At 44.3% G+C, this 23092-nt stretch carries 18 protein-coding genes and 1 riboswitch; of the genes, 10 read left to right on the plus strand and 8 right to left on the minus strand.

Features of this window, described 5'->3' with window-relative positions; translation table 11 throughout:
* Positions 1-55: 55 nt before the first annotated feature.
* The 4 genes from ABDV94_RS02245 to ABDV94_RS02260 all read right to left on the minus strand — a co-directional run bounded on the left by ABDV94_RS02245 (position 56) and on the right by ABDV94_RS02260 (position 5081).
* Positions 56-2473 carry a TonB-dependent receptor gene (locus ABDV94_RS02245; protein WP_343604403.1) on the minus strand — a complete coding sequence of 806 codons (2418 nt, stop codon included), beginning with the start codon at positions 2471-2473 and terminating at the stop codon, positions 56-58.
* Between the two features lie 2 nt (positions 2474-2475).
* Complete coding sequence (locus ABDV94_RS02250; protein ID WP_343604405.1) at positions 2476-2925, minus strand: PepSY-like domain-containing protein; 450 nt, start codon at positions 2923-2925, stop codon at positions 2476-2478.
* A gap of 207 nt (positions 2926-3132) precedes the next feature.
* Positions 3133-4410: a histidine kinase dimerization/phospho-acceptor domain-containing protein gene (locus tag ABDV94_RS02255; RefSeq protein ID WP_343604407.1), complete on the minus strand. Its 1278-nt coding sequence runs from the start codon at positions 4408-4410 to the stop codon at positions 3133-3135.
* The gene (locus ABDV94_RS02260) at positions 4407-5081 is read right to left on the minus strand and encodes a response regulator transcription factor (protein ID WP_343604409.1); all 675 of its coding nucleotides are present in this window, start codon (positions 5079-5081) and stop codon (positions 4407-4409) included. The genes ABDV94_RS02255 and ABDV94_RS02260 overlap by 4 nt, the downstream gene beginning before the upstream one ends.
* 134 nt (positions 5082-5215) lie before the next feature.
* On the opposite strand from ABDV94_RS02260, the gene ABDV94_RS02265 reads away from it, so the two are divergent.
* Positions 5216-6244, plus strand: coding sequence for a histidine kinase dimerization/phosphoacceptor domain -containing protein (locus ABDV94_RS02265; RefSeq protein ID WP_343604411.1), 1029 nt, complete (start codon positions 5216-5218; stop codon positions 6242-6244).
* A gap of 103 nt (positions 6245-6347) precedes the next feature.
* Here ABDV94_RS02265 and ABDV94_RS02270 read toward each other — a convergent pair whose 3' ends face one another.
* On the minus strand, positions 6348-6971 hold the full coding sequence (locus ABDV94_RS02270) for a hypothetical protein (RefSeq protein ID WP_343604413.1): 624 nt from the start codon (positions 6969-6971) through the stop codon (positions 6348-6350).
* A gap of 342 nt (positions 6972-7313) precedes the next feature.
* Here ABDV94_RS02270 and ABDV94_RS02275 point away from each other — a divergent pair, with 342 nt between their 5' ends.
* The 5 genes from ABDV94_RS02275 to ABDV94_RS02295 all read left to right on the plus strand — a co-directional run bounded on the left by ABDV94_RS02275 (position 7314) and on the right by ABDV94_RS02295 (position 14273).
* Positions 7314-9197: a PEP/pyruvate-binding domain-containing protein gene (locus tag ABDV94_RS02275; RefSeq protein WP_343604415.1), complete on the plus strand. Its 1884-nt coding sequence runs from the start codon at positions 7314-7316 to the stop codon at positions 9195-9197.
* Positions 9198-9259: 62 nt separating this feature from the next.
* Positions 9260-11983 (plus strand): DEAD/DEAH box helicase family protein, encoded by a 2724-nt coding sequence (locus ABDV94_RS02280; protein ID WP_343604417.1) that lies wholly within the window; start codon positions 9260-9262, stop codon positions 11981-11983.
* Between the two features lie 29 nt (positions 11984-12012).
* Positions 12013-12654, plus strand: a complete 642-nt coding sequence (locus tag ABDV94_RS02285) for a hypothetical protein (protein WP_343604419.1) — start codon at positions 12013-12015, stop codon at positions 12652-12654.
* Positions 12655-13043: 389 nt separating this feature from the next.
* Positions 13044-13460, plus strand: a complete 417-nt coding sequence (locus ABDV94_RS02290; protein WP_343604421.1) for an SRPBCC family protein — start codon at positions 13044-13046, stop codon at positions 13458-13460.
* Positions 13461-13580: 120 nt separating this feature from the next.
* Positions 13581-14273, plus strand: a complete 693-nt coding sequence (locus tag ABDV94_RS02295; RefSeq protein WP_343604422.1) for a hypothetical protein — start codon at positions 13581-13583, stop codon at positions 14271-14273.
* A 107-nt stretch (positions 14274-14380) separates the two neighbouring features.
* Here ABDV94_RS02295 and ABDV94_RS02300 read toward each other — a convergent pair whose 3' ends face one another.
* From ABDV94_RS02300 to ABDV94_RS02310, 3 genes are all read right to left on the minus strand, one after another.
* Positions 14381-15514 (minus strand): efflux RND transporter periplasmic adaptor subunit, encoded by a 1134-nt coding sequence (locus ABDV94_RS02300; RefSeq protein ID WP_343604424.1) that lies wholly within the window; start codon positions 15512-15514, stop codon positions 14381-14383.
* 15 nt (positions 15515-15529) lie between these two features.
* A complete protein-coding gene (locus tag ABDV94_RS02305) occupies positions 15530-19903 on the minus strand; it encodes a CusA/CzcA family heavy metal efflux RND transporter (RefSeq protein WP_343604425.1) in 4374 nt (1457 codons plus the stop codon).
* A gap of 68 nt (positions 19904-19971) precedes the next feature.
* Positions 19972-20352 (minus strand): hypothetical protein, encoded by a 381-nt coding sequence (locus ABDV94_RS02310; protein WP_343604427.1) that lies wholly within the window; start codon positions 20350-20352, stop codon positions 19972-19974.
* A 164-nt stretch (positions 20353-20516) separates the two neighbouring features.
* Positions 20517-20654, plus strand: a riboswitch (cobalamin riboswitch).
* A 141-nt stretch (positions 20655-20795) separates the two neighbouring features.
* Between ABDV94_RS02310 and ABDV94_RS02315 the strand changes: the two genes are divergently transcribed.
* The 4 genes from ABDV94_RS02315 to ABDV94_RS02330 all read left to right on the plus strand — a co-directional run bounded on the left by ABDV94_RS02315 (position 20796) and on the right by ABDV94_RS02330 (position 22952).
* The gene (locus ABDV94_RS02315) at positions 20796-21038 is read left to right on the plus strand and encodes a cysteine-rich CWC family protein (protein ID WP_343604429.1); all 243 of its coding nucleotides are present in this window, start codon (positions 20796-20798) and stop codon (positions 21036-21038) included.
* Between the two features lie 102 nt (positions 21039-21140).
* The gene (locus tag ABDV94_RS02320; protein ID WP_343604431.1) at positions 21141-21527 is read left to right on the plus strand and encodes an acyl-CoA thioesterase; all 387 of its coding nucleotides are present in this window, start codon (positions 21141-21143) and stop codon (positions 21525-21527) included.
* Positions 21528-21556: 29 nt separating this feature from the next.
* Positions 21557-22246 (plus strand): VIT family protein, encoded by a 690-nt coding sequence (locus ABDV94_RS02325; protein ID WP_343604432.1) that lies wholly within the window; start codon positions 21557-21559, stop codon positions 22244-22246.
* Positions 22247-22313: 67 nt separating this feature from the next.
* Entirely contained in the window at positions 22314-22952 is a 639-nt protein-coding gene (locus ABDV94_RS02330) for a hypothetical protein (protein WP_343604434.1), read from the plus strand.
* The last annotated feature ends 140 nt before the right edge of the window (positions 22953-23092 follow it).

Here is a 23092-nt window from a genome sequence, read left to right on the forward strand (position 1 = left end):
GTAACACTGCCCGCCAATCGGCGGGCAGTGTTGTTAATCTAAGATTATTTCAGGACTAGAACTTGTAGTTGTAACCGATTCGTACCACTTGTGTTTCGTAATAATCACTGCTGGTGTAATAGAAACCATCGCCCTGAACACGTTTTTTGATTACCATGGTGTTGAGCAAATCCGTGGCATTGATGAATATTTCTCCTTTCCCTTTCTGAATGCGTTTTTTCAAACCCGCATCCAGTGAAAAGCGCGAATAGATTTTCCCTTGTGGAATGATGTCCGGAGCCAGGTAAATGGCGATCAGCTGGAAATCTACACTTTTGGAAAAACGGAAGGTGTTGTTCAACTTGAAGTTCCCGGAGTAAATACGTTGTTTATCAGCTGAAAACGTATTGGCTTGCGGGTATTTGTTCTCCACCGAAAAGGCATTGATCTGGTTGTAATACACATTTCCGTTTACATTCATCGTGTACCATTTCGCCAGATCAGCGGAATACGTCAACTCAACTCCGGTACGGTAACTTTTTCCGGCATTTTGGAAGATCGCGTAAATCAGTGTGCTTCCCGGAACGCTACTCGAAATGCGGGTAATGGTTCCGTCAATTGCTTTCCCGTACAAAGCCGCATACAGATATCCTTTCGACAAATTCGACTTATAACCGAGTTCAAGCGAGTTGGTGAACTGTGGACGCAATCCCGGGTTCCCGACCTTGATAATCTCCGCATCATCGTATTTGGGAAAGATCCGGATATCAACCTCATTCGGACGGTCTACCCGGCGGTTGTAGAACAACGATAATTTGTTTTTCGAATTGATCTTGTAGGCAAAACGAACCGTTGGGAACGGCTGCAGGTAGTTATACCCGTCGCTTTTGTAGGTACTGTGATCCGGGTTCACCAGGTAATTAATCCGCACGTATTCTGCACGCAGCCCAACTTCTGCTTCGATTTTCTTCAGGTCGATGATGTAATTTCCGTAAATGGCAGGGATCAACTCTTTGTAATTGGCCCAGCCGCCCGCATTCGTATCGAGCGGAGAATTCAAGCCCGGGTAGAACTGCATATTAGTCGGAATACTCCGGTTGCGCAATTTTGCTCCTGCTTCCAGTCGTCCGTATTTCAAAGGTTTGGTATAATCCAGGTTGAAATCGGCAACTTGTTCGTCTGAAAGCAATTTGAACGCATCGTGTCCGGTATAGGTGGGATAGATATTGTCGAAGAAATACTTTTCGTTTTCGCGGTGGAAGGTATAATTGAACCCGATATTGAGCAAGTGTCCTGCCTGTGGAAATTTGTGCTGGTAAGATGCTGTTGCCATCACAGTGGTTTTGAGCTCGTCTTCGAGGAATTGCCACAAGCGGATGCGCTGCGAAGAATCCCGGTTGAAGAACGGTTCGTCGCCATGGTCAATAATCTTTTCCATACCATACAATCCGGAAACCGTCAGGGAATTCTTGTCGTTGAATGCGTAGTCGAAGCCGATTTTTGCATTCGCAAAATGCGTGTTCCGGTTGCGCTTTGTCTGTTGGTCGATGATGGTTCCATCGTCATACACACGCGTCACAAATTCGTTCTTGTTGAGGGTTTGTGTATACAGGTAATCGCCCTGGAAAAAAAGGTTGAGTTTGTTTTTCCGGTAGCTCAATGAAAGTGTCGGGTTGATCTTCGGGGTGTACTGGTACTGCGGACGAATGGCTGGCAGATTTGCTTTTTTAATCCACAAGGCTCCGAGTCCGCCGTTTAAACCCACTTTTCCCGAAAAACCTTCCTGTTTGTTCTTCTTCATGATGATATTGATGATCCCGGCGTTCCCATTTGCATCGTATTTGGAAGAAGGGTTGTTGATGATTTCAATGCGCTCAATGGCAGAAGCAGGAATGTTGTCCAGCCCGTATTGGTCTCCGAAACCGGTAATGGCTGTTTGCTTCCCGTCGATCAGGATGCTTACCTTATCGTTTCCGCGCAGCTGTACTTTTCCGTCCTGAACTGTCACCCCGGGAAGGTTCTGCATGGCTTGTAAAATCGATCCCCCGCTTTGACTGATGTTGTTTTCAACGGTGAAGACTTTTTTGTCGAGTTTGTCGCTGACTTCTTCTAGTTGTCCTTTAATAACAACTTCATCCAGAGACTGTACTTCTTCTTCGAGTTCAACTACGGAAATATCCAGGAAATCGGTCAATGTACCAACATACAGCGCTTTTTTGACTGGTTTGTACCCGAATGATGAGAAAACAAGTACGTAATTTCCTTCTTTTACAGGGGCAAGGGAGAAACGACCTTCTTCGTCGGTAATCGTACCGGAAACAAAAGCAGAATCACGTTCCTGTTTCAGTGCTACCTGCACAAATGGCAAAGCAGTTTTATCCGCCTTGTTTTTAACCATTCCGGAGATGGTCACCGCCCCGCTTTGGGCAAACGCCCCTCCAGCAAGAAAAAGCAGGAGGGAAGCGGCCAGATTTCGAAAAAAGGATGCTTTCATAGTTAGTGCCCGATCTCTTTGATAAATGTACCGTTTGTATCGAAAATAAGGTCTTTCTTGCCCACTTCAGCTTCGTATTGAACGCTTCCGTCTGCCAGAACAATTTTCGCTGCTTCTTTGATGTTTTGTCCCTTGTAATGAACTGCAACGTAGTCCCGGATATTTTGCGGAAGCGTATTCATAGCTACTTCCGTTTCGGTTTCCAGGATTTGTCCGCTCGGATCAATCACAACGGATGTTTCTGCTTTATTGACTTCGAACGAAACCTCGTAGTTGGCAGCTTCTTTTTCCCAGTCTGCATCTGTTATATTTGGATAGTGCTTTTTAAAAGCTGCTTCAACAACGGCAGGAATTGCTGCGTCTTGCTTTTCTTTTTTCGGTTCATTCTTCTGTGCAGAACTGCAAGCTGCCAATGACACGATGAGTCCTCCGGTTAACACGATCTTTTTCATACTGTTTGATTTAATGACAAGACAAACATCCGGACAGATTCTGAAAACATTCTGAATTCGTGAAAATCCGGTTGAATGAATGGAGTTTAATGGGGTTCAAATTGGGGATTTGACGTAATTCCGCAATATTACGTCCTGTTGTAGTGTTGGTTGATATGTGTTGTTTTAAACAGTTGAATTTCAGTTATTTTTTTACGTGATTTAAAGTCAGAACTCAATCGAAAACGCATGCAAATGATCCGAAAAGCCATACGAAATTTTCCACTGATTCTGTTCGCAGATTTCTTTTGAAATCGCCAATCCCAAACCACTATTAGTTGTTTCGGACGACGAAATGGCGAACCGCACAAATAATTGCTCCGGGTTCAAAGCCTGTTTTCCATGATTTGAAAAAGAAAGTTTATTTCCCTGCATCCGGATTTCGATCGGGTGATTGGTATCACCGTGCCGGATGGCGTTGGTGAGTAAATTATTCAGCAGCACTTCCAATAGTGTTGAATTACAGCGGATCGGGAAGTTTTCAAGCTCCATTCGGATTTCCATGCCTTTGTTTTGCCCGTAATCGGCAAGCAAACCGACTGTTTCTTCGATGACTTCTTTCAAATCCACCGTTGTTTTTTCCGGGAACTGGTTATTCTCAATCTTTGCCAGTAGCAGCATGTTTTTGTTAATGCGGGAAATGCGGGAGAGATTGGAATTGATCGCCGTTATGATGCCCGATTGTTCTTCGCTCAGATGCTCGTTTTGGAGCAGCACATCCGTTTTGGTTTTCAAAATGGCGAGTGGCGTTTGCAGTTCGTGCGAAGCATTTTCGATGAAGCGCTTTTGCTGATTGAAAACCTGTGTGTTTTTTTCGATCAGAGTGGTCAAAACCCGGTTCAGTTCTTCAAATTCCAGGATGTCAGACGGTTCAAGATCAATGTACTGGTCTTTGTTCAGATCGAAACGCTTCAGCCGTTCCAGGGTTTGGTAGAATGGTTTCCAGCTATTTCGAGCAATGCGTTTATTCATGAATACGAACCCGAGAACCAGTACGAGGAAGAAAAACGCGGTGACAATCGCAATGACCAGCAACGTTTCATCTGCCTCTTCCACGTTGGTAGCAATGGTCAGGCGGTAGTTTTTTTTCCCGATGAGAACCGTGGTTGACAAGATGCGAAAACGGTCCGTTTCTTTTGCAAAGGAATTGTATGAAATTGCCGTGTAGGTGCTATCCCGTTGGATCTTCTCCGTTTCGAGCGGAGTGAAGGTAATTCCCGGCTGCAGGCTGCTCCAGGTTTTCAGTGTTTTGTCCAGTCCGGGTTCCGTCGTATCAATTTTCCCGATGCTTTGCTTGATTTGTTCACGCACAATGGTGTTGTGCTCATCCAATTCTTCCAGCCAGATGGCATCTACAACAAAGTAATAAACCGGGATGCTGCAAATCAGAATGATCAGCGCATAAATCGAAAACGATTTGAAGGGTTTGTCGAGTAATCTGTTCATAGTTCCCATTTATAGCCTGTTCCGTAAACGGTTTTCAGGTAGTTGGCACATCCTGCTTCGGTCAGTTTCTTTTTGAGATTTTTGACATGAGCATACACAAAATCGTGGTTATCGAACATATCGGCAATATCTCCGGAAAGATGCTCTGCCAATGCATTTTTCGAAATCACCTTGTTCTTATTTCCAAGAAAGAGCAGGAGCAGGTCCAATTCTTTTTTGGTCAGCGGAATGGGATTGCTTCCTACCGTTGCCGTTTTTGAAAGCAGGTCGACAGTCAACTCTTCAAAGGTGATGATATTCGAATTATCGAATTGTTTTCGCCGGATCACAGAATAGATACGTGCTGTGAGTTCGGAAAGATGAAAAGGTTTTGCCAGGTAATCATCCGCACCGATCTGCAATCCTTTGATTTTATCTTCGAGTGCATTTTTGGCAGAAATGATAATTACGCCGTCCATGCGTTTCTCTGCCTTCAGCAATTCCAGTAGTTGCAAACCGTCCCCAAAGGGAAGCATCAGGTCGAGGAGAATGCAGTCATAGGTATAGGAAGCAATTTTGTCGCTTGCCTGGTTGAAATCCGCTGCAATCTCGCACAGGTAATCCTGACCGCACAGGTAATCTGCCATATCCCGGGCCAGTTCAGCCTCATCTTCAATGATTAATATCTTCACCGGCCAAATATACGACACCAATTCTGAAGAAAATCTGAAATCTGCCGAAAACAAAAAAGGGTGTTGGGGAGCATTGGTATTTGCCGGCTTTTTTCTAAATTGGAAAAGCATTATTTACACGAAACACAACTTCATTGAAACGATCCATTTTAAGTTTGAATATCCTCGACAGTTTGCTGGAAGGTTTCCAGGTGATCGGATACGACTGGAAATACCTGTATGTGAATACCACTGTAGCAACCCAGGGACAAAGCACTACGGAACGACTGATCGGTAAAACCATGATGGAATGTTATCCCGGAATTGAGCACACAGATATGTTCGGTCAGCTCAAAGCGTGTATGGAACAACGCAAAGTGCTTCAATTCGAGAATGAATTCACGTACAATGACGGGAGCAAGAGTTGGTTTGAACTACGCATAGAGCCCGTTCCGGAGGGAATTTTCATCTTGTCGACCAATATTACGCACCGTAAACATGCAGAAGAAGAATTACTCCGGTTAAAAGACAGCCTGGAAAAAAAGGTACAGCAACGAACAGCAGAACTGGAAAAACTGAATAACGAAAAAGATGTGATTTTGAAAGAAATGCATCACCGGGTCAAAAATAACCTGCAGATCATTTCCAGCCTTATTCGTTTACAGATCGAAGAAGGAGACAATGATTTCAACCGGGTGCTCGACAAAACGCAGTCGCGGATTGAAACCATTGCGAGTATCCACGAATCGCTCTACAAACATAAAGACCTCGCATTGATTAATGTAGCAGGTTATTGGAAGAAATTGTTCAACGATTGTTTGAATTCGCTGGTGAGTGAACCCTCCAATTTCCAGTTGAACCTGGATTTGGATTACATCGAATTCCCGGTCGACAAAATGATCCCGCTTGGCCTGTTGATTAACGAGTTGATTACCAATTCGATTCTGCACGGATTTAAAGGGCGAAACCACGGGGTGATCAACCTTTCAATGAGTTTGATCGACGGAAAATACCTGCTGAAATACACAGACGACGGTTCCGGATTTGGAGAATCGGTTGAAGATGATCCGGAAGATCAGCATTTCGGCCACTTTCTCATCGACGGCTTTGCAGACCAGCTAAACGGTACGATTAAAAAGGTTGATAGCGAGTTCGGAGTCCACTTTGAGCTGGAGTTTGAATAATGATGAGTGTCTAAATTTCGTTAGTGCGAAGCGTATCGGGAACGACTTGAAACAGGAATTTAAAATGGAGAATTGAAAAGTTAAGGAGGTTGTGTTTTCGGAGTTAGTGAAATCCTTCGAGGGCTAATTTCAGTTGATGAATGTCTTGTCGGAGTTGCATCTCTTCGCTTTTCAGCAATTGCAGTTCGGATAGAGATGGAATGTGTTTTTTCGTCAGGATAAACGTGATTTTCCGTTTCATGGCAGAAGTAAATTTTCCGACCGTACCATAAAGCAGATAAGCTGGGAGACTGTACCCTAATAGAATGATTGCATTCAGATCCGCAATTGAACCAATAATTTGATCGATGTGTTTCATGTTTAAAGACTTTTGAATAATCTCATTGAGGTAAAACCAGTTGAATGATATCAAACCGATACAGATAATCAGACGAACTCCAAACAGGATACGTTTTTCTTTTCGGGTAATTTGCCGCTTAATAACTTCCAGTTCGGCTATTCGTAAAACAAGTGTTTTTAATCGGTTTTGTTTACGTTCCAATACAATCCGGATGCGTTCTTCTTCCGAGTTGTTTTTTGTCATTTTCGAACCACTCTTCTTTTTGTCGCCCTCCGGGAGAAAAATCCCAAATGTCAGAATGGTGAAAACAATATACAGAATTACCAGAGCAATGAGAATTGGATAGAGAAGAAGCGGAACGCGAGATTCTTTTTGATTAGCAGACATGTACTTGTGAATAGTGTTAATTTGTACTAAACTAAAAAAATAATCTAAAAGAAGGTCATGATGTGACGTTTCAAAAGGTACACATTTCCCCATGGAGTAAAGGGGAGCTCGAACATTGTTCCGATTCGGTTATAGCTTCCGAACCGGCTGCAATGAACGTTTTTCAACTTCAGGCGTAAATAGTTTTTGTACGAAAATGGAAATCGGATAGTCAAAGGATTGAAATAAGTCTATTTTTGGATGGCTGATTCTATATGTATACAGCAAATAAATGTAAGATTCACACGTTTCCGTTTATGGATAATTGGAAACCGGAGCATCTTAAACCCATTAAACCGCGCCATGTTGAAGCTTTTACAGGCTGTTTGTTTTCTCTTTGTATTTTCTGCCGGAGCACAGCAGGCATACACCGAACTCAAAAACGAGAAAGAATTTCATTTTCTCGCCGGGAAGCCATTGAATAGTAATCTGGGGTCAGTCGAATCTATCAAAGTGGTCTATGACCTGGAGAAAGGAAACTGCTATTTTATCAACAGCAAGCGCTACAAATTTCATTACGAGTTTTGCTCGGTCTACCTGATGGATCAGACATCGCTGGAGCGTTTCAACCGGATCAATTACGGAACAACTCCGGAGCGCACCTACCTGCTCGGGAATATCAACTACGACCAGGCAGCTGATTTGTATTTCATGGATTTGTCGGTTTTTGACAAGATGCCAGAAGAATCGATCATCCGCTTGTACAAACAGGTGAAGGGAAAAGCCTACTTTGGAAACAAACTGCGATTCCTGCTCAATACCGAACGGCTTTTAGGGCTGGAAACAGCGTTGAAAAAGGCTATTTCGGTGCTCAAGCCTTCAGAATTGTATGAAAACAAAACCTTTCAGTGTGTTTCTCCGGGAAAATGCACCGGCAGGCTGCGGTTTGAACCGAACCTGGATTCACTCAGGGATCAAACACCATTTCAGCCCGAAGATATTCTGGTTACAAAAGGAACCCCGAAATACGTTCCGAACGTGGCTGCCATTCTCCTGGAGGAATTTCAAACACCACTGAGTCATTTGTCCGTATTGGGCGTGAACCGGAAAATTCCGATTGCAGTAGACAAAAAGCTTCTTCGAGATACCGCTTTCACGAAACTTAACGGGCAGTGGGTGACGATTGAACTCACGGAAACCAGGGTGTGGTACAAACTTTCAGACCCGAAATTCCGGAATTCCGACAATCAGAAATTACAATCGTTAAAGGCAGATACCAGTTGCCGGGAGTTGGTGGCGCTGGCCGATTTCGGAAAATTCGGTCCGCATGCACTCGGAAACAAGGCTTCCAATTTTGGATTGATGAGTAAGGTACAGGAAGTTGGTCGGTTTAAAGCGCCGGAGGCAGCATTTGCCATCCCGTTTTATTTCTACGTCAAACATGCTGCCACAGCGCGTATTCGAACGTTGACGGCGCAGTTGGAACACTACAAAACCATTCCGGACGACAGCCTGCGGAACCTGCTGAATACCCTGCGCTCAGAAATCCGTCAATTAACACTTGATCCGCAACTGATCCGGGAAATAAAAGAACGCCTGGTACAAAGCGGGTTCACTACATTCCGTTTCCGCTCTTCGACCAATGCAGAAGATGCTTCCGGTTTTTCCGGGGCGGGATTGTATGAGTCCAAAACGGTGGATTTATCAGATCCCGGAAAAACCATTGAAAAAGCCATGTTGAAAGTGTGGGCAAGTTTGTGGTCGTACGAAGCATTCATGGAACGGCGTTTCTTCCATTTATCCGATGAGCACCTTGCCATGGGAATCCTGGTGCACCGCTCTTTTCCGCAGGAAGAAGCAAACGGCGTTTTGATTACCAAAAACATCTACCGGGAAGGATATGGCGGTATGACGATCAACGTACAAATCGGAGATGTTTCGGTGGTAGATCCGCCGGAAGGAGTGAGTTGCGACCAATTGGTCATTGTACATGAACTGGAAGAATCCGGTTTTAACCGAACGGTAGAATACATCCGCAATTCCAGTTTGACACAAGGAACGGTGCTCAGTGAAGACGAAGTAAAACGCCTGGAGTTTGCAGTCAATGCAATCGTCGATTATTTTTGGGATAAAGGCATGCGGAACAAAAAACTGTTTTCATTTGACCTGGTGTTGGATATTGAATTCAAATTCCAGGGCGAAAACCGGGAGTTGTATATCAAGCAGGTACGGTATTTTAATGAGTAATTCGGTGCTTACTATTTGAAACAAATCACTTACCTTCACTTCCTGAAAACACATTGACAATCATGAGACCACCGGAATCCATTTCTTTCAAATATCCCTGGAGAAGCTATCAGCAGCGAGTATTGGATGAGTTGGATCATCACCTGTCAGATAAACACCTTCATGTCATTGCACCGCCCGGTTCGGGTAAAACGGTTTTGGGTTTGGAAGTTGCTTTGAGGTTGAACAAACCGGTTTTGATTCTGACACCAACGATAACCATCCGTAATCAATGGATTCATCGTTTTTGTGAATGCTTTTTGCAAACAGATCTAAAGCCCGATTGGATTTCGAATGATGTCCGGAATCCCAAATGGATGACTGTGGTTACTTACCAGGGATTGCATGCTGCCTGTAATGATCTGTTGATTGAAGAAGAAGACGGATCAGAGGAAGAAGAAGCTCCGGAAACACGGAAACCGAAAGTAACACATCCAAACCTGGAAGCAATCGTAAACGGGTTAAAATCTCAGGATGTACAGACAATTGTGGTGGATGAAGCACACCATTTGAAAAATGAATGGTGGCACACTCTGAATAAAGTAAAGAAGGCACTTGATCCTATTGTTGTAGGATTAACTGCAACTCCACCATACGATGCAACGGGTGCTGAATGGCAGCGCTACACGGATTTGAATGGCCCGGTTGATGCTGAGATTTCCGTACCGGAATTGATTCAGGAAGGAGATTTGTGTCCGCACCAGGACTATGTGTTTTTTTGTCTTCCGACAGAACAGGAAAGCAACGTGATTTCGGAATTTAAAGGGAACGTTTCTGCTCTATTCCAGGAAATCAGGCAGGATGTTGTTTTAGCGCGCGCGATTGAAAATCATCCGATCTGGAAAGATCCGCTGCAGGAAATCAACTGGATTTACGAAAACCTGGCTTATTATTCTGCTTGTTTGATTTTTCTTCATGACAGGGGAATCCGGATTTCAGAAAATCATTTGGCGGTCATCGGAGATCGTAAACCAGAGATTCCGGAATTAGATACCAAATGGATGGAAACGCTTCTTGAATTCTATTTGTATGCGGATCCGGAACACTTCCCGGAATTTGAAGACCACCGGGCTAAACTGGAAGCTAAATTGCGGCGGACAGGAATCATTGAGCGAAAACAGATTCATTTTTCGCAAAATGATCGGTTGACAAAAACACTGACTTCCAGTATCAGCAAACTGGATGGAATCCGGGAAATTGTTGATTTCGAATACGCACAGATGGGAAGTGAACTGAGAATGGTGATCTTATCGGATTACATTCGAAAAGAATTCCTCGTAGATACCGAATCAAACACACTGGAATTAAATAAAATAGGCGTGTTATCTGTTTTTGAAAAACTCCGCAGGGAAAAATCAGATCAGCGCAGGATCGGAGTGCTGACAGGATCGGTCGTGATTATCCCGCGTGAAGCATATACTGCAATGGAAGAGGAAGCCCGGAAAATGGGCGTGAATACGATCACGATGTCTGAACTTCCATTTGACAAAAACTATGTACTCATTCGGCAGAGCGATCAGTTAAAACATGTCATTGTGCATTTGGTCACAACCGTTTTTCAGCAAGGAGGTATTGAAATTCTGATCGGGACGAAATCACTGCTTGGAGAAGGCTGGGACGCTCCTGCAATCAATTCACTCATTCTGGCAACAGTCGTAGGATCATTTGTCTTGTCGAATCAAATGCGTGGAAGAGCCATCCGGATTGAAAGAGGTAATGATCACAAAGTTGGGAATATCTGGCATTTGGCCTGTATTGATATTGATTCCAAAAGCGGCGGCCCCGATATGGAAATGCTTCGAAGACGATTCAGAAGTTTTGTTGGAATTTCTTTTAACGAAGGAGAAGGAATCGAAAATGGAGTAGATCGCCTGGATGTAGCTGACGGTATTGGTAAAAAAGAATCACTTTTGGATAAGAACAAAAGGACGTTTTACCACGCTAAAGACCGGAACGGATTAAAACAACGCTGGAATCTGGCGCTGGAAAAGGGAACAACACTCGTAGAGGAAATAAAAATTCCGTTTCAGGAAGAGCGAACGTATAGTAGTGCAAAACACCTGTACATTTCCAAAACAATTAAAAATCTGGTTATATCATCGATTTCAGCCCTGGGAATATACCTGGTTTTCGCGTTTGAAATAGTCGGACGAAACGCAAGACACATTCGGTCCTTGACACAACTTAATAATGTATTGCTTTTGGTATTTATTGGGTTTGTTCTCTTTTTTGGCAGAAGAACCTTCCTCGCTCTGAAAGTTTATTTTCAGTACCGGGATATTTCGAAGGATTTGGAGCAGATAGGTGAGGCGTTGTTGAGTTCTTTGTATGAAATGAAAGTCATCAGTTCAGATTTGTCACGTTTGAAAGTAGTGGCATCGGCCAATCAGTCGGGAACAATTTATTGTCATCTGGAAGGCGGTACGAGTTATGAAAAATCCGTTTTTATCCAGTCATTGCAAGAGATTTGTGAGCCGATTAAGAACCCGAGATATGTGATCATTCGAAAGAACCAATTCCTGAAATGGGTGAAACAAAAAGACTATCATGCAGTTCCTGAAATTCTCGGAAAGAACAAGATTTCTGCTGCATTTTTTGAAGAACAATGGGAAAGACGGGTAGGAAATTGTGAAATGGTTTTTACCCGGACTATTGAAGGCCGGAAATTATTGTTGAAATCCAGGGTAAAGTCACTTGCTGCGCAATTGGATGACAAACATGCTGAAAGAATCAGTATCTGGAAGTAAAATGATTCATAATCAGTCGAAATCAAACAATGAAAGTGAAAAATATCCCCGTTCCCAAAGAACAAATCAAGGCTTTGAAAGAAGGAGCCGTGACGTTTTATGCCAAATGTATTTCTCCAGCGTATTCTCCGGAGGAACAAGATCGCATTTCCGGAAAGTATGTGTTAGTAGTGTTGGCAGCGGGAGCGCTTCTGGTTACGATGATCCGCATCTGTCAACTGAATGCCACACCTTTTGTACTTGGTTTTTTGGGGTTGGTCGTTTTTTCGTACCAAATCATGAACTCCAAACTAACCCAATTTGACGTAATAGGAAAAGCTTCTTTCGATGATTCTGCACTGGTCATTGTCACTCCGGATTACTTTGAATTAAAGAGAATGGCCTACCAGGAGATCGGGGAAATTAAAAGTAAGAGCGGAAATCCTGATTCGGTATTTGCGGGCAAAGGCCAGGAACGGCAGTACCAATCGCTGCACGTGACTTTTTACCTGAAAGATGAAACAACCTATACCATTGAACTATCAACGGAACTGGCACGGATCAGGAAGAATGAGCAGGTTGTAATCTCCAATGAAGAAATCTGCCTGGAAGATTTGCTGAGAATGGTGTATGAAGAATACCGTGTTGTTGACGAAGCGTATTATCGGCAGAGGAAACGTAGTTTTTGTTAGTGTTTTTTCAATCTGTGTGATTCGCGGGAAACCTAAAAAATCAAAATAATCCGGTAAAACAAAAAACCTTTCAATAAGTTGGTTGAAAGGTTTTTAGGACTCTGAAAAAATCGTGCTACAAAAAATATCAGGTCGGTTGATTTGAATTTAAATTAAGTTGTAATAGAAGTAGTTGTTGCATTAATTAGTTACTCTTGTGACTTGGTTTCAGTTTTATAAGGTTTAAATCATCATTGTTGATTACAAAGTTGGGATAAAACCGACACATGGGTGTGGTCATAAATGACTGAATTCAAAAACAGGTATTTTTACCCGGTTTTCTCCACCGCTTCTTGACGGGTATAATCTAAAATGCATACCTTGCATTATCTAATTGCAATTTTACGGGAATGGAAAATGTACAGCTAACGGTTCGAAGTAAGGTCAATGCGCCGGTTGATAAAGTGTGGGATTATTGGAATGCGCCGGAGCACATTACCCAGTGGAACAGCGCTTCTCCGGATTGGCATACGCCGAAATCGGAGAACGATTTACAGGTGGGAGGAAGATTCACGGCACGCATGGAAGCGAAAGACGGCAGTTTTGGCTTCGATTTCGGAGGTGTTTACGATGAGGTCGTGCACCACGAATTGATCGCTTACACGATGGATGACGGACGAAAAACACGCATTTCGTTTATCACTGACGGAAACGTAACTGAAGTGGTTGAAACTTTTGATGCGGAAGGGCAGAACCCGGTTGAAATGCAGCAGGCTGGCTGGCAGGCGATTTTGGATAATTTCAAGCGCTACACGGAAGCTCATTAAAGAAGTAAAAAGTTCAAGGTAAAAAGAGTTCAAAGGTTATTCAAGTGAATTCTTTTTACCTTTTTTAGTCTGATCAAACGAATACGTTCCCCTCCTAAAATGATAACAGCAACTAAATCTATGCATTGGATCACCAAATCAATAGGGATCTTACCTGCTTTTATATTTATTCTGATCGCTTCCTGTAACGGGAAATCTTCCGAACAACAGGAACAGAAAACCGTAAGTTCTTCTATTCTGCAGGAAGAATTGCACGAATATGAGTCGATGATTCCGGAATCGATCAAAAAAGAGAGTTTGATGATCTGGAGAACAGGAAGTATTCAATGGTCTTCAGATGCCACGGTGTTGGTTTTTCCTAAAAAGCATCCGCTTCGCAATGGAAATTGTTTTTACATCCAGTTCAACTACGGTCCGTTTTATGCGCGTTCGGGCGAGGCAATAATGAAAATCTATAGCCTGGATATAAAAACGAATTTGAACGCCTTTTATAAACCTGGTGTAAAACCACAAGCAGTAGATTATGTCGTTCATAAAGGTGAAGGATATTGCGCTAATCAGTACTTTATTAAAGCAGTTGCAAGTGATTCGATGTATTTGATTAACACTGATTCCATTCTTGCAAAAAAGACGATCCATCTTTTCCGGCAAATTAGTGCTCAGGAACATTTTCAAACGTATGCTTTGTCTCCGGCTTGCTTTCAAAATAATAAGATATCTGCCGAACAGGAACAATTGTATACCGAAGGCAAAAACAAAGAAGCCGTTTCATACCAATTGCCTTATGTTAAACCTGATTTTCGAACCAGGTAGTTTGGCCAAAAATCGAAATCCCCGGTCATAGAGTTCGCCGAGGCGGAAAATGACCGGGGATTTGTTTTATGCGTCTGGTTTACTTTTTAACGAACCATTAAATAGTGTTATTCTTCGCTGTTTTTCAGCTTCATCAACAAGGTATACGCACCCTTTATGACGATGTTTTTTGCCGGTAGTTGCGACTTAAGTTCCGTAAAACCTTCGTTTGAACTTCCGATTGTGACAGGTGTCATGCGGTAAGACCCGTTTTTTTCTTCTACAAAAACATAATCTTTTCCTTCCCATTTAACCAGCGCTTCATCCGGAACACAAGCTACTTTGGCATTGTTCAGTTCAATTTCCGCGTTGATAAATGTTCCCGGGAGCAGTTCGGAGGTGCTTTTCGAAAGTCGTGCGTGAACCTGCGTACTTCGGTTGGTGTCGATATTCGGAGAGATCAGCTCCACTCTTGCCAGGAATACTTTGTCCGGATCGGTGTTGGTTGTCAGTTTCACTGACTGACCGATTTGCATACGGGTGGCATCGTTTTCGAATACGGTGAGATTTACGCACACATCCGACGGATTGATGAGTTCGAAGATTACATCCGACGGGTTGATGTACTTTCCGATGTTGGCATTCACTTTGACCACATACCCTGAAATAGGGGAATGAATCGAAATACTTCTCGAAATAGAATTCTCGTTCAGTTTTTCCGGAACCAGCCCGATTAATCTCAGTTGTTCGGCAAGTGAACGAACCAGGATTCGCTGGTTGTCGTATTCTCCCTGGACCTGCTGCAAGGTTTTGTCGCTTGCCACTTTCGTTTCGTTCAGTCCTTTCTGACGTTTGTAGTCTGCTTCAAGGTACTGTAATTTGTTTTTAGCAGTCAGGTAATCCTGTTGCAACTGAATGTAGCGTTGGTCTTCCAGGATAGCGAGTACGGCTCCTTTCGCCACTTTCGTTCCGGGAATCAACGTTGTTTTTTTCAGGTAACCTCCAAGCGGAGCACTGATCGAAACCTGGTTCTCCGGGTGTACATCGATGACTCCGTTTACCTGCAGAGACAAATGCATTTCCCTGTTTTCGACCTTTCCGGACTGGATGCCTGCATGCTGAATCTGTTTGTCCGTAAGCGTTACTTCGCTGGAAGCAAGAGCCGTTTGTGCTTTCTCTTTACTTCCGGATGTTGTTTCTTCTTGGCTTCCGCAAGCCTGGAGAAGCAACAGAATGAATCCGTATGAGATGATTTTTTTCATGATGAATGTCTTAATTTATGGTTGAGTGCTGCTGATCTTTTCAATTTCGAAAGCAGCTTCATTGAATTGTTGAATGGTGAAGTAATAATCTCCTTTGATCTGCATAGCCTGGTTCACGAGAACCACCCAATCGATGTAACCGATTTCCCCGGCATGTAGTTTTTCCGAAGCTGTCCGGATCATCGTATTGGCATTGGGAATCATCGTTTGATCGAACGACTGCACGAGCTGGTTGTTGCGCTGATAAATACGTAGTGCGTTCGTCAATGCCACGTTGAGTTCCTGGTTCAGGGCATCCAGTTCCTGTTGTTTTTGGAGAATCAGGAAACGTGACGCCCGGATGCGGGATTTCTGTGCTCCGAAAAACAAGGGAATTCCCACTCCGACGTTGAACGAAGCAAACCGTTTGGCACTGCTGAAATAGAGGTTCTTTTCATCCGCATACGGAGTTTGCCAACCCATAATGGTTGAGCTGTTCAGTCCGGCACTCAAAGAGGGGAGCAACCTGCTTTTTTCGAGCTGAAGCTGTTGTTTGGAGAGAAGTACTTCCTGTTCGCGCAATTGCCTGCCGAAATTCTGTTTCAGCGAAGTACTGTCGGGAAGAACCGGAAGCAGGTATTGCAGTTGTTTGGAATCCGGGGTGTAGCGGATTCCGGTGTTTAAAACCATATTGAATCGATCTGAGAGGAAAGCATACTGCGTTTCAAGCTGGTTGAGCTGGTTGGAAATTTGCATCCGCTGATTATCGGCCGTAGCCATTTCCAACACGTCGATATCACCGCTGTCAAAACGCTGTTTCACCTTTTGCTGAAATGCAGCAAACATGCTGTCCGCATTTTGCAACAATTTCCGCTGTTCATCCAGGATCAACAGCTGGTAAAAGAGTTGTTTGACTGTTTGGGTAATTTCCAGTGTTTTCTGTGAAAAACCGATCTCACTGATTTTGATCCCGGTTTGAACCAGGCGTTCCTGGTTGCGGTAAACGGTTGGAAACTGGATCGTTTGAGAAATCGAGAATTTGTTGTCGAGTCGGAGGCTGTTGAAGCGTCCGTACTCAAATCCGGCGTTCGTTTGCTCAATATCCAGCCCGCTTTTTTTCAAGGCACGGGAATAATCAACCTGGGTTTGAACCGCGTGGATGGATTTGTTGTTTTTCAGCGCTGTATCGATTGCCTGCGGCAGTCCGATCGGTTGTTGTGCCGATGCCTGGAAACCCCAAAAACCGATTACCAGGATGGTTGCGGCTTTCATTCCGGAAGGAGAACGGAAGTAGCTTTTTCCTTTTTCGGAGAGAATATACAGCACCGGAAGCACAAACAAGGTGAGGAATGTGGAAATGATCAATCCGCCGATCACGACCGTTGCCAATGGTTTTTGAACCTCACCGCCGGCTCCCGTACTGATAGCCATCGGGATGAAACCCAGCGAAGGAACCAGTGCAGTCATCAAAACCGCGCGGAGTTTGGATTTGGTGGCGTGGATCACGATGCGTTTTACATCTTTCCAGCCTTCTTTTTTCAGGCGGTTGAATTCTGTCACGAGCAAAATTCCGTTTAATACCGCAATTCCGAACAACGCAATGAACCCGACACCCGCAGAAATACTGAAAGGCAAATCCCGGATCCACAGCGCAATGATTCCCCCGATAGCCGAAAGCGGAATAGCTGTATAAATCAGTAATCCCTGCTTCACAGAGCTGAATGCAAAGTACAGGAGCAGGAAGATCAGCAACAAGGCAATCGGAACCACGATGGAGAGCCGCTCTTTGGCAGCCGTCATGTTTTCAAAAGAACCACCATATACCATGCGGTATTCGCGTGATAGTTTGAGCTGTTTCCCGACCTTGTCCTGGAGTTCTTTTACAATTGACTGAACGTCCCGTCCGCTGACGTTGAACCCGACAATGATACGGCGTTTGGTATTTTCACGCTGAATTTGGTTTACTCCTTCAATTTCCTCGATGGAAGCGACATAACTCAGCGGGATTTGAACGCCTTGTGCGGTTTGAATCATCAGGTTGCGGATGTCCGTGATGTTTTTGCGCTGTTCATTTTCGAGACGTACCACCATATCGAACCGTTTCTCACCTTCGTAAACCTGCCCGGCAGCCTGACCTGCAAATGCGGTATTGACCACGCGGTTTACATCTCCGACATTCAAGCCGTACTTCGCCATTTCCCGGCGTTTGTATTGAATGACAACCTGTGGCATTCCGGTCATTTTTTCTTCGTAAATATTGATTGCACCTTTCACCGTTCCGATAATTCCAGCCAGCTGGCTCGCATAGCGGGTCAGTGTGTCGAGGTTTTCCCCGTAGATTTTACAAACGACATCCTGGCGTGCGCCGGTCATCAACTCGTTGAAACGCATCTGTACCGGGAACTGAAATCCAACCGTGATTCCCGGAATTTCCTCCAGTTCTTTGGTCATTTTTTCGCTCAGTTCCGGGAATGATTTAGCGGAAGTCCATTCTTTCTTGTCTTTGAGAATGACCATCATATCGCCGGCCTCAAAAGGCATCGGATCCGTAGGAACTTCGGCACTTCCGATTTTGGTCACGATTTTGGTCACCTCCGGAAAGCGTTCCAGTAAGATCTTGGATGCCTGCTGAGTTGCCTGGATCGTATTATTGAGGTTGCTTCCGGTTAATAAACGCGTTTCGACCGCAAAATCACCTTCTTCCAGCTGTGGAATAAATTCTCCTCCCATGTGGAGCAAGAGGTAAATCGCGAATCCGAAAATGAGCAACGTTGCTCCCAGAATAGCTTTCGGGAAGTTCAGTAAGCGGTTGAGTCCCGGCTGATATTTGCGCTCCAGCCAGATCATCAAACGGTCTGTCATGGTTTTCTTATGCGAAATTTCCTTTTTCAGACAGAGTGCTGACATCATCGGAACGTAGGTAATGGAAAGCAGGAATGCGCCGAGAATAGCAAATGCAATGGTCAGAGCCATCGGTTTGAACATTTTCCCTTCGATCCCTTCCAACGATAAGATCGGAAGGTATACGATCAGGATGATAATCTGGCTGAAAACCGCTGATTTGATCATCGATCCGGTTGATTTCGATACTTCTGCATCCATTTGTTTCTGGTCGATTCGTGCAATTTGCTTGAACTGCTTCGAGTGCGAAAAACGGTGCAGGATCACTTCAATCACAATTACGGAACCGTCTACGATCAACCCGAAATCGATTGCTCCCAGTGACATCAGGTTTCCACCGACTCCGAAGAGGTTCATCAAAATAATGGCGAAAAGCATCGAGAGCGGAATCACGGACGAAACGATCAACCCGGCACGGATATTTCCAAGGAAAAACACCAGGACGAAGATTACGATCAAAGCTCCTTCCATCAGGTTGGTTTCCACTGTTTCAATAGCATTGTTGACCATTTTGGTGCGGTCGAGGAACGGTTCGATAACGACGCCTTCCGGAAGCATTTTCTGGATTTCTTCAATGCGTTCCTTCACACGTTTCACCACATCGGAAGAGTTTTCTCCCTTGAGCATCATGACAACCGCCCCGGCAACTTCTCCCTTGGTGTTGAAGGTCATGGCTCCGTAGCGGATTGCCGAACCGAAGCGCACATTCGCTACATCTTTAAGCAGAAGCGGCGTTCCATCCGGAAGGTTTTTCAGTACAATCTGTTGAATGTCCGGAATGCTTGTGGTCAAACCTTCACTGCGGATGTACAAAACAGTCGGTCCTTTTTCAATGTAGGCACCTCCGGTGTTTTCGTTGTTTTTTTCAAGTGCACCGAACACGTCGGTAATAGTGAGTCCGTAAGCTTTCAGTTGTTCCTGCTTAATGGCGATCTCATATTGTTTGAGTTTCCCACCGAAGCTTGAAACTTCTGCTACTCCGGGAGTTCCGAGCAATTGTCTCCGAACGATCCAATCCTGGATAGTGCGCAGTTCCATTGGCCCATATTGTTGTTCGTAGCCTTCTTTCGGACGAACAACATACTGGTAAATTTCTCCCAGTCCGGTGGAAAGCGGAGCCAGTTCCGGAGAACCGATTCCTGCCGGAAGTTCCTGCTTGACTTTTTGAAGTTGTTCACCGATTTGCTGCCGGGCAAGGTGGATATCGGTCTCGTCGGTGAAAACGAGCGTCACGAGTGACAACCCGAAACGGGAGAAACTCCGTACCTGCTTCAATCCAGGGATATTACTGCAAGACTGTTCGATCGGGAATGTAATTAAGCGCTCAATGTCCGTTGCACCCAGTGAAGGGGAAACGGTCAGAACTTGTACCTGATTGTCCGTGATGTCAGGTAAGGCATCAATGGGTAGTTTGGTCACCTGGTAAGAACCCCAGAAAAGAAGTGCTACTACAAACAGACCAACTACAAACTTATTCCTCACGGAAAAGTCGATAATTTTTTGAAGCATAATTTAAATGATAAAAAAATGAACAATTGGTTCGCAGTCTGGCGAACACATCCATCAGTTACAATCAATTATGCTAAGCAGGGAGGTCTGAATAATTCAGCCAGGGCCGGATCTTTCAACCGGTTGTTTTTGAAGATAATGTGCAGGTAGGAGTCGAATACTTCCATGTTTTCCTTATCGAGGATAGAAGGCTTCGGGATTGATGCAATTTGAAAGGAAAAATGACTGCTGACTTTTTTAAATGGCAACTGCATGTCCCGGTCCTGATCGTTATCATTCAGGTCGTTTCCGAGGTAATGCATGGAGAGAAACTCAAAAATTCCGATGTTGTGATTGAGCGTACGGTGCTCTGAGAAATGAGTCATCAGTTCCGGAAGTTTAAACAATTCTCCCAGTGAACCGTTGAACATAAAAATGGGCAAGAGTATGTAAATAAACGCCTTTCTCACAGTACAAATTTAAAAAAAGGAATCGGGAATTCCCCCTTTTGGGAAAATTTGGGAGGAGAAGTTGATTTCCGTTGGAGGTATTGAGAACCAATGCCGGATGACATTTTATCCGAATGTGGGTCAGGTTCGGGGTTTCTTATTACATTTACCAAAAGTTCTTTTAACATCAATTATCCGGAAAGGGTTCCCGATTAGTCGGGATTAAAAGGGGAATCGTGTGAGAATCACGAACTGTCGCGCAACTGTAATTCCGATGCAGCATCGGAAAAGTCAGGCTACCTGCCATTTCTGCTTCGTTTGTCTGATGACCGGCGAAATTGACCGGGCTTTCGCGATCTGAAGCTGATGTCGAGATGTTTTTCTTTTCCAGGATTAAACGGAGAAGTGCATCCTCGTATCGTTTTTCGAAATCCCTTAAGAACTCAAACTGAAAGTTAAGAAGTATGAGTGACCATGAACAAGTAGTTTGTCCGCGCTGCACTGCCGATTTTACGTGCAAGTCAGGTTCCATTTCACTTTGCCAGTGTACAGCTGTGGTATTGTCCGTTGAAGAAAGTCAATACATCAGCGAACATTACAGTGATTGTTTGTGCGCAGGCTGTATGCTGGAAATGAAGAAAGAATACAACGCCAAACTGCTGGAGAAACGATTCTCAGGTATTTCGACACTTTTTAAGAAGAATTGATCCGATAGAATTGAAAATTGAAAAGTCACTTCGACTCAGTTCGAAGAACTCACCGCAGGTCGCTCAGTTTTCTTTTCAATGCAACTTGATAAAAAATAAACAATGACCATAGAAGAACGCATTCAGCAGTCCGAAACACGCATCTTTAAAGCTGTTTTCCCCAACACCACCAACCATTACGACACGCTCTTCGGAGGTACGGCTATGCAGTTGATGGATGAAGTGGCCTTCATTGCCGCAACCCGTTTCAGCCGCCAGCGCATGGTAACGGTGAGCAGTGACAAAATTGATTTCAAGAGACCAATTCCGGCAGGAACGATTGTGGAGCTGATCGGAAAAGTGACCTATCTGGGAAGTACGAGCCTGAAGATCCGCGTGGAGATTTTTGTAGAGCAGATGTATTCTGATTCACGGGAAAAAGCCGTTTCCGGAGAGTTCACCTTCGTGGCAATTGATGAAAATAAACAACCCGTAAAGATTCTGCGTTAAGCAATCCAATTTCTTGCTATCTTCCTTCCATGCACGAAGAAAATCATTACATCAACCGGATCGGCTGGCTGCGGGCAGCTGTTTTGGGAGCAAATGACGGAATTCTTTCCACAACCAGTTTGGTGATTGGTGTGGCGGCTGCGAGTACGGGAAGAGAACCGGTCATTCTTTCTGCTTTGGCAGGACTGGTTGCCGGTGCGCTTTCAATGGCTGCAGGAGAATACGTTTCCGTGAGTTCCCAATCAGATATTGAGCATGCTGACTTGCACCGCGAACGGAAAGCATTGACTGAAACCCCTGAGGAAGAGTTGATAGAGTTGGCAGACATTTATGAAAAACGCGGATTGAGTAAAGAGCTGGCCATGAAAGTGGCCGAAGAACTGACGCGTCACAATGCGCTGGATGCACACGCAAGAGATGAATTGGGAATCAATGAGATTACGCAGCCCAGACCTTTTCAGGCGGCAGTTTCGTCCGGATTGTCCTTTCTGGCCGGCGGAATCCTTCCGTTGTGTGTGGCTTTTTGGGCACCGGTCAGAGACATGATCTACTTCCAGTATGGATTTGCCATTATTTTCCTGGCCATTTTGGGTGCTATTTCTGCCAGATCGGGTGGCGTTTCCCCCTGGAAACCTGTTATGCGTCTCTGCTTGTGGGGAACTGCCGCTATGTGCGTAACAGCCGGAATCGGTTACCTGTTCGGCGTCAATGCCGGATGATGTTCTGAAAAAATGAAGTGCTTAATCCAGGCATATTTTCTAATTTTCCGATGAGAAAGCAGTGAAGATGAAGTTAGGCGTTTGGCTGATAGTATATGGTTTGGCAATTGGTTTGTTTTTTTCGTGTAGCGGCAAAAATGGGGCAAACAGGGATTTTACGGACGAAAGTCAGGATGAACTGGTGCTGGATTCGACCTCCAATCTGCCTTTTATCTGTGTGATCGATACACCTGCCTGCACAGATTCAGCTTGTTCCGGGATGTACAGGGGAGTGGAATTTGTTTCCGATCGCTATATTGACCGCCTCAAACTGAACGGAACAGATGTAGCGCATCAATATTCCAATAAAATGTGTGAATACGTAGGAAAGAAACTCAAGCAGTTGTACCGGGACAGTTTATACAGCAAGGTGGACATGGCAAAAATCCGTGTATCGACCGAGGGTATGAATAGCGGAGAAGATTATGTCGAATACAAAGTGTACATTCCGTTCAAACGCGTTCCGAAAAGCCAGGCAATGACCGCATTTGATCACTGTGGAGGCTGGGGACACAAGCCGGAATTGGAAAAACGTAAGCGTGATCTGCTTTTCAGTCCGAATAAAATTGTGAAAAACAGACGCTTGTGGATCAGTAAACTTTATAGAACCAAAGAAGGCCTGCAGGAATACTGGATTCAGTGGCAGCATAGCGACTGGAATAAGTAGGTGTTTCCGCCGGAAGGGGAAATTTAATTTTGAATGAATCCGTATTCATGTGTTTGCATGATCAGTTATTGACTTCCAAATCGCCTTCAAAATGGTCAAAACCACCTGTTTTTGCAAAATCTAATAAACTAGTTGAAAAA

The sequence above is a fragment of the Fluviicola sp. genome (assembly GCF_039596355.1).
Lineage (GTDB): Bacteria > Bacteroidota > Bacteroidia > Flavobacteriales_D > Crocinitomicaceae > Fluviicola.